Genomic DNA, 8,463 nt, shown 5'->3' with positions numbered 1-8,463 from the left:
AAACCCCTTCCGGCGGAGATGTTACTGCATGGCGATAGCTCAATACATTTTTTCCATCAATTCTCAGGGTTAAATCCTCACCACTGTCAGTAACTGTTACACTGGTTTGATCATCCTCAGATCCATTATCGGCCTCTTTTTTGAGAATATAGGTGCGAGATGTTCCCGGTGGTGTATTACCACTTAAGATCCAACGCAATGAGTGATCATATCCATTGGCATCCAGCTGCGATTTCACAGCCAGCTCACGTCCCTCTTTGACTTCATAGAGCTGTAGGGTTTGACCGGATTGTACGCCTATGGGAAGATTAGAAAGTGAAATACTAACAGGTGTATTCCATCGATCATGAGTACCGGCATGTACTGTAAACTCAGCAATTTCTTGAGGTTGAGCATTCAGAGACGGTAAAGTCAGCGTAATTAACAGTAAGGTAATGAGTATGTTTAAGACGTATTGTGAGTACTTTTCAAATACCATTCGCGTGTATTCTTTAAGAGATTAATAATTGAAAAAAGTTGATGTTATGATCAATATTTGAATGCTTTTCAGTTGGTTTATTTACCACTGTTGTTATGATGTATTTTGAGCATTTTTTCCATCTCTTCTACGATTTCAGTGTTTTCATCTGAAATATCTGTAGCAGGATCTGGTGCCATTGACATATTATATAACTCTGTATCCGTCCAGCTTTGATCCTCATTACTCCAGGTACTGATCAAACGATAGTCTTGACTGCGTACACTAACTGCGTTCCTCCAGAAAGTGAGTGAACCATCACGAATGAAATCCGTTTCATTATTTAATACGGGTACTAAACTGATACCATCCAGGGGATGATGAGTCTTTTGAAAAGCTGGATTTGTCAATTCTACCAGTGTTGGATAAAGGTCGATAGCTTGGACAAGAGCATTACTTTTTCGTCCCGGTTCTTTAATATCGGGTGCTCGAATAATGAGCGGACTATGTGAAGCTCGTTCAAACAACGTATGTTTACCCCACATTTCAAACTCACCTAAGTACCAGCCATGATCTGACCAAACAACGACGATAGTCTCATCAGCCATACCCTCTTGCTCCAGTGCATCGAGCACCCTACCTACTTGCCGGTCGACATACCGAACAGAAGCCATATAAGCCCTGCGTACTTTCATGCGATCCTCCGGGCCCAGCGGACGTGTTTTAGGAAAGTGCATTTCGTAACGGTAAAACTCTCCACTATTGTTCCAATACGGGGTATCTATACGGTCGGGATTGTTTGCGGGTGGTATATCCCAATGCTGTACAGCTTCCCAGTCTTTTCTTGGGGCTACAAAAGGTAGATGCGGTTTGAAAAAGCCCAAACCGAGGAAGAAGGGTTCGTCACGATTTTTGAGCTCTTTTAATTTTTCAATAGCCGTGCTAGCCATCATTCCATCGGGCAGATCATCATCCCTTTCCACGACAAATTCCATCAGGTCTTCATTATCTCTGCCATCTTCTCGATGCTTCCCGTTTGCATAGGCAAAAAAGGTACCCCAACCTCGTTCCCACTGGCCATAAGGCGTTGCAAACTCGTCCCAGGCATTCGGTAATTCAGGATGTCCATCACCGGTCCCATCGTAGTTATACGCTTTACCGTCTGGTGTATGTGATATTTTACCAATATTAACGGTGTGGTATCCACTTCTCTCAAATAACTCTGGCATCGATTGAGCCCCATCTAATAGTTGATGAACCATGGCTGATTCACCTTCATATAATGCCTGGTTGTTTGCTGATACACCGGAATTTGAGGGACTACGACCTGTGAGTAAAGCATAACGAGAAGGACCACAGGAGACTGCCTGAACATAATGTTTTTTAAACGTTACACCCTGTGATGCAAATTCATCTATATTTGGTGTATTCACATACTCTTTATCGTAAACTCCGAGTTCGGTATTCAAATCGTCTATAGCAATAAAGAGGATATTATAACGATTATGATCTTGTAAATGCCCCTCACAAGCGATGATACCTGTCCCATAAAAGAACAGAAAAATGATTTTAGAATATATATTCTGTTTTTTTTTAAGCATACAGATAGATCTGTACTTCGGATCTTCATATCATCTTTCAGTACAAACCCCTTTTAAATCATTCAAGTGAATCAATAAAAGGATCTACAATGATCCATTTATCTAGTGTATTGAGATTCTGGATTGAATTACTGGTTACTCATTTATTTAGTTAAACAATACTCGAGTTAACTAGTATAAAAGCTTCAAGTAATTTTTCAGACCTATTTCATTAAAAGGGGAAGTCGAATTAACGGATTAATTTGATGACCTCCCCATTCAATAAGAGCTTATTTTTTAATAACCAGGATTCTGTTGATAGCCCGCTTGCGTTCGAGTAATTTGATTTGCTGGAATCGGTCTTAACATGTGATAATCCTGAATATTTTGCTGTGCTTCGGTTGGATTATACATTTGTACCCTATCCACAAGTTTTCTAGTTCGCTTCAAATCCAGCCATCTTTTCTGTTCTGCATAAAGTTCTCTTGCCCTTTCATCCAGAATGAAATCAAGATCCAGTTCGCCGGCGGTTATCATCATTTCGTTTTCCATACCTGGCCATGCAGCACGAGTTCGTATGGCATTTACATATTCTACCGCTTCTTCTGGTCTACCATCTTGAAGTAATGCTTCAGCTGTCATAAGATATGTATCCGCTAATCTATAGACGATATAATCTCTTGAACCATTTGCATAGTTCGTTGAAGGTCGCTTCCAATCATTCACTTTTTTGATCATGGGAAACATATTTATGTGCCAGTACCAAGGATCATCTTCATTATCTTTATTCCAGGTCATTAAGTTTACTCCTGGAAGATTCGAGCTGAGCTCATCCACCTTTTCCTGAGTTAGGAATTGATCCGTTACCCAGATGGCAGTATCCCCAACGGCCGCTCCGGAAGGTAGACCGCCCTCATCATTATAGTACCAGACGTCCTGGAAGAATTTTTTATATCTAGAATCAACATCGAGAGGTCGGTAGTTTTCCATTGCAAACTGGGTTGGCCTGAACCGGATCCATGGTCGACCATATCCCGGATCATTTGCACGAATCAATCCGTCATTAAACACTTCGTACCATGGACGGTAATGCAAATGACTGCGATTACCATCTCCATTGAGCAATGGATCCTGTGTATACTGAACCGACCAGATTACTTCAGCATTTTGTTCATTGTCATGGTCAAATGGATCCATGACGTCATCTAAGAGAACAAAATTATAATTGTTAATGATTTCCCGAAAGAGACCGGCTGCTCTGGAGAAATCATCGGGCTGGGCAAAATCTTTGTACCCTCTGGTAAGCAATACGACTCCAAGCATATTTTTTGCCGCCGGTTCAGTTACTCTTCCAAACTCTTCCTGTTGCGTAGGGAGATTTTGAATGGCGAACTCCAGATCACTAATAATTGCTTCATAGATTACATCTTCCGGATTACGTTCAGCCTCTGTTTCTACACCTTCCGTTTCTTCGAGTGTAAGGTGAACAGCACCAAAATGTTCAACTAAAAGAAAATAATAGTGAGCTCTTAAAAAGTGTACTTCACCAAGCTTGGTATTTTTTTCTTCTTCCGGCATATCCACGTTCTGAGCTCTGCTAATCGCAGCGTTCGTCGTGTTAATTGCCTGGTAGAAGTTGCTCCAGAGACTCCAAAATGGAGATGACTCCGAATTTAACTCTGCATCGTAGTTATTCATATAATGATATCCACCATGGCCACCATTTGTTATGATATCAGTGCCCATTGCTGTTAAATTCCCACCATGTTCAGAGCCATAGTAGCTTCGTAGCGGCTGATACGATGCATCAACAGCATCGGCAAAGCCCTCGGGAGTACTATAGAACGTATCAGAGGTAACGCCTGATACAACCTCTTCTTCTAAAATATCGCAAGAGGCAAAAAATAGAATTCCCAATACTAAAACTGGTATAAAATATTTAAATCGTTTCATGATATTAGATTACTTTTTAAAAATTAATCTCTACGCCAAAGGAAAACAGTCGTCTACTCGGAGTTCTGGCATTGATCTCACCACCATTGCTGGGATCAGCTTGTTGATCTTGTATTTCTGGGTCAACACCATCTTCAAGGTGAGAGAACACGAACGGTGTTTCTGCATTTACATATATCCTTGCAGAGCGTATATCGACCCTTCCAAGTAACTTCTGTGGTAAACTGTAACCCAACTGTATATTGCGAACCTTAAGAAAATCGCCAGGCATATACCCCAGAGTTGAGCCGTTAAGTGGACTTTCTCGGGTTCCATCTGGTTTGGGACCTTTATTCGTTGGATTACTTTCAGTCCAGTAATCAATATCCAGGTTATTGTATCGCCCCTGCATCGTATTATTTGATACTTTGAAACTGTTGAAAATGGTATGACCAAAACTTCCAAACAGAAAAACCGATAGATCGAAACTCTTATATCGGAAATTGTTAATGATAGAACCTGTTAACGTCGGAATGTCCGATCCGAGGATTTTCCGGTCCTCTTCATTAATTCTTCCATCACCATTTTGATCTACAACTTTGATTTCCCCTGGTTCTCTTCCAACATCAGCTGCCTGTGCTTCTTCATTTGATTGCCAGATACCAGTTTTTTCATAGTCATACCAAACTGTGATCGGTTCTCCAATAAACCAGCCATTGCCAATATCATCTTCTCCTGTGCCGTATAGAGAAATGATCTCCTCATTGTTTGCAAATAGATTTAGATTAGTACTCCAGCTAAAATCACGATTCGAAACATTACGACTGGTGATAGAAAATTCAATTCCGCTATTCTTAGTTTCTCCAATATTTTCAAATACGGAATCAAAACCTGAAGTAATCGGAATAGCCCTTCGAAGAAGCAGATCTTTTGTATTAGTCTGATAGATCTCAAAACTACCTACAATTCTGTCATTCCAGAGACCAAAATCCAAACCCAAATTAGCAGTTGCAGAAGTTTCCCACTGTAAATTGGGGTTAGAAAGTTCACTCGGGCGGAATCCAAATCCAGCTTGATCAGTAAATGAATAAACAGTTCTGCTTAATCCCCCCCTTGTCTGATATGGGTCGATAGCGGTGTTACCCGTTACTCCATAACTAACCCGTAATTTTAACTCAGAGAATAGATCCTGCTCAGCCATAAAAGATTCATTAGAAATGCGCCACCCAATAGCAGCCGATGGGAAAAAGCCCCATTTGCTTTCATCGGCAAGTCTTGAAGACCCATCATATCGGCCAGTTACCGTAAATAGATAGCGGTCCTTCAATTGATAATTAACACGTCCCATGTATGACATCAATCCCCACTCTTCCAGATCACTACCAAAACCTTCTACGGTGGCTCCTGTATCTAGATTATGGAATTGCTGATGCTCATAGGGTAGATCAGATACTCCTAAATTTGTCCATTCAGTTCTTGATTGCTGAATACTGAAAAGACCCGTTGCTGTCAAAGAATGTATATTTCCAAAATCTTGGATGTAAGTCAGAATATTTTCCCAAGTGTAAGTGAACCTTCGTTCGTGATCTTTTTGTGAATAGGGACTCTGACCATTTCTGGATACCGTTTCACTTCCCTGGAATAACCCCCTTCTCCAATCCTGTAAATCACTTCCAAAATTTACTCGCAAATTTAAATTCTCCAGCATATTTAGGTCTGCATAAACGTTACTAAAAATGCGAGCACGCTCCCTCTCATCGATGTATGCTCCATCTTCAAGATCTGCGAGCGGGTTAAAAATCAGTGGGTCAGCTCCTGGCCTAAGATCTAAACTTCCATCTTCATTATATGGTTCAGCAAGTGGGTTAGTCGCCAATGACTCTCCATATGGATTAGAACCCCAGTTTTGTACCTGATGAGATAGTTGAGTAGAGGTACCTACCCTTAATTTTTCTGATATTGAATGATCCAGATTTAACCTTAGTGTATTCCGGTTAAAGTCTTGAGTACTTATGACACCCTTATCAAAAAAGAAATTTCCTGATATTGCAAACTGGGTATTTTCATTACCACCGTTTACACTCAATTGGTGACTGGTTTGATATCCATCTTCCAATAAAAGATCATCCCAATCAGTGGATACTCCTCTTGTAATAGCATCCTCTTCGGCAGGTGTGAGGCTACGACCAGATATTTTTTTCATTTCGGCAAACTCAGCACCAGTCATCATATCAGGGGTTCCAAGTGTTTGAGATATTCCTCCATAGCCAGAATAGGAAACCTGTGTAGGATAATCTCCACCGCGATTTGTAGTCACAAGAACAACTCCGTTTGCTCCCCTTGAGCCATAAATTGCAGTTGCAGAAGCATCTTTAAGTACCTCCATTGATTCTATGTCTTGGGGATTGATATCGTTGATATTTCCCTCAACGGGAACACCATCAACCACGAAGAGAGGATCGTTAGACGCCGTTAGAGACCTTCTCCCCCGAATACGCAATGTCATTCCTTGTCCTGGCCTGTTTCCTGAAGAAAGAGCAACTACCCCCGGTGTTCTACCTTGCAATGCCTGCCCGGCATCCGTGATAGGTACTTCACGGATCTGCTCATTTGAAATGGAAGAAACAGAACCTGTAATATCACGCCTCTGAACAGCGCCGTAACCAACAACTACCAACTCCTCACCTGCTATAGCTTGAGGGGTCAGTGCTATATCTATGACTGTGCGTCCATTTATAGGCTCCTCAACTCGTTCATAGCCAATGAATGAAAATGCAAGTGTATCATCTGCCGATGTAGCAGCAAGCGAAAACTCGCCGTTCAAATCGGTCGTCGTACCTGTTTCGGTACCTATCACTAAGATATTTACCCCTGGAAGCGCTTCCCCATTATCTGAAGAAATAACGCTGCCGGTTACATTATGTGATTGAGCCATTAAAGAATGGTTCATACCAATTACAAAAACTCCTATCAATAGATAGAAGAGACGTAATCTTATAGAACTGGTTGTATTTGTTAAATCCATATTAACAGTTCCCGTGTTATGGTTAACATTATTATTTATTTTAAATCTCAGATTACCTAATTATGTTTATAGGTGAGACTTTTTTTGCGGAACAATCGATTGCACTATTGTTAAGCTTATTCCCGAAACAAATCTAAATAGGATATTAGATCAATAGTTGTATTCGATTGCTTACGTCCATTAAGTATGCCAATGCAAACGATTGCATTCACAATCAATAACGATAAAATCAATTAAAAAAACAAAAAAATCTTTGACCTTCATTTAATATTCACTTAAACAATGATTATTTAAACCTGCCAACTTCTCGTGAAAAATTTACCTCTGATATATTAATTGACTTTTAAAAAATTTCTGAATGAGTAAAAAGAAAAAAACAACCATCTCGGATATAGCAAAAGAGTTAAATGTAACCCCTTCAACAGTATCCCGAGCTTTAGGAGACCATCCCAAAATCAGTGATTCAACCAAGGAGGCCGTTTTGGATATGGTGGAAAAATTAAACTATCAGCCCAACAATATCGCTTCTGCTCTGCGCAAAGGAAAAAGCAACATTATTGGTGTAATTGTACCTACTTCCGACCGTCAATTTTTTGCTTCAATTATAAGAGGAATCGAAGAGATTATAAGAGAGGAAGGATATCATTTGATGATCTGTCAATCAGATGACCAGTTTGATAAGGAAAAATCAGGTATAGATACACTATTAAATGTAAGGGTGGATGGCATCATTGCTTCTGTTGCAAAAGAGACAACGGATATCTCCCATTATAAAAAAATTAAGAAGCAAGGGGTTCCTCTTGTCCTCTACGATAGAGTGATCGATTCATTTGACGTGAACCATGTGGTTTCAGATGATTTTTTAGGAGCATATAATGCTGTTACTCATTTAATCGAACAGGGTTGTACTCGAATTGCACATTTTGCAGGAAAGCAACACATTAAAATCTATCAGGACAGACTTCAGGGATATATTAAAGCACTTCGCGAACATAGTATTCCAGTTGATGATGAACTTATCATCGAATCAGATTTAATTCAGGATACGTATAGCATTCTTCGTACAGGCAGAGAGTTGGGTAGTTCTCTTTTACAAATACCTGAAATGCCTGATGGAATTTTTTCATCAAGTGATTTTGCAGCTATGGGAGCGATTCAGGTATTTAAAGAAAAAAATATAAAAATTCCTGATAAGGTCGCATTGGTTGGTTACAGTAATGACTTTTCCGCATCTGTCATTGAACCGGCTTTAACTTCTCTGGATCAGCACACCATCAAAATGGGAAATTGTGCAGCTAGATTATTTCTCGAACAGATGAATAGTAAAGAGGGTACTTTTACTTCAAAAAGAAAATTGATTGTACCTGAATTAATCGTTCGAAAGTCATCCCAAAAAAAGCAAGAACCCATCAAAGCTTAATATTTATTCTCATTAAATATTCATTTCTCATATCTGCCTATCTATGCTT

4 protein-coding genes and 1 pseudogene are annotated in these 8,463 nt (G+C 39.9%); 1 reads left to right on the top strand and 4 read right to left on the bottom strand.

Annotated elements, in window-relative coordinates; all coding sequences use genetic code 11:
* The 4 genes and pseudogenes from L6773_RS20000 to L6773_RS19985 form a co-directional block, all read right to left on the bottom strand.
* Positions 1–478 (bottom strand): annotated as a pseudogene (locus L6773_RS20000) (hypothetical protein); the annotation flags it as partial.
* Between the two features lie 77 nt (positions 479–555).
* Positions 556–2,058: a sulfatase gene (locus L6773_RS19995; protein ID WP_237856386.1), complete on the bottom strand. Its 1,503-nt coding sequence runs from the start codon at positions 2,056–2,058 to the stop codon at positions 556–558.
* 276 nt (positions 2,059–2,334) lie between these two features.
* A complete protein-coding gene (locus L6773_RS19990) occupies positions 2,335–3,990 on the bottom strand; it encodes a RagB/SusD family nutrient uptake outer membrane protein (RefSeq protein WP_237856385.1) in 1,656 nt (551 codons plus the stop codon).
* Between the two features lie 16 nt (positions 3,991–4,006).
* On the bottom strand, positions 4,007–6,904 hold the full coding sequence (locus L6773_RS19985) for a SusC/RagA family TonB-linked outer membrane protein (RefSeq protein ID WP_237856384.1): 2,898 nt from the start codon (positions 6,902–6,904) through the stop codon (positions 4,007–4,009).
* Positions 6,905–7,352: 448 nt separating this feature from the next.
* Here L6773_RS19985 and L6773_RS19980 point away from each other — a divergent pair, with 448 nt between their 5' ends.
* Positions 7,353–8,414: a LacI family DNA-binding transcriptional regulator gene (locus L6773_RS19980; RefSeq protein ID WP_237856383.1), complete on the top strand. Its 1,062-nt coding sequence runs from the start codon at positions 7,353–7,355 to the stop codon at positions 8,412–8,414.
* Positions 8,415–8,463 lie beyond the last annotated feature (49 nt).

The sequence above is a fragment of the Rhodohalobacter sulfatireducens genome, assembly GCF_022012475.1.
Taxonomy (GTDB): Bacteria; Bacteroidota; Rhodothermia; order Balneolales; family Balneolaceae; genus Rhodohalobacter; species Rhodohalobacter sulfatireducens.
The sequence above is the reverse complement of the archived record's forward strand: the minus strand, read 5'-3'. Positions and strand labels throughout refer to the sequence as shown.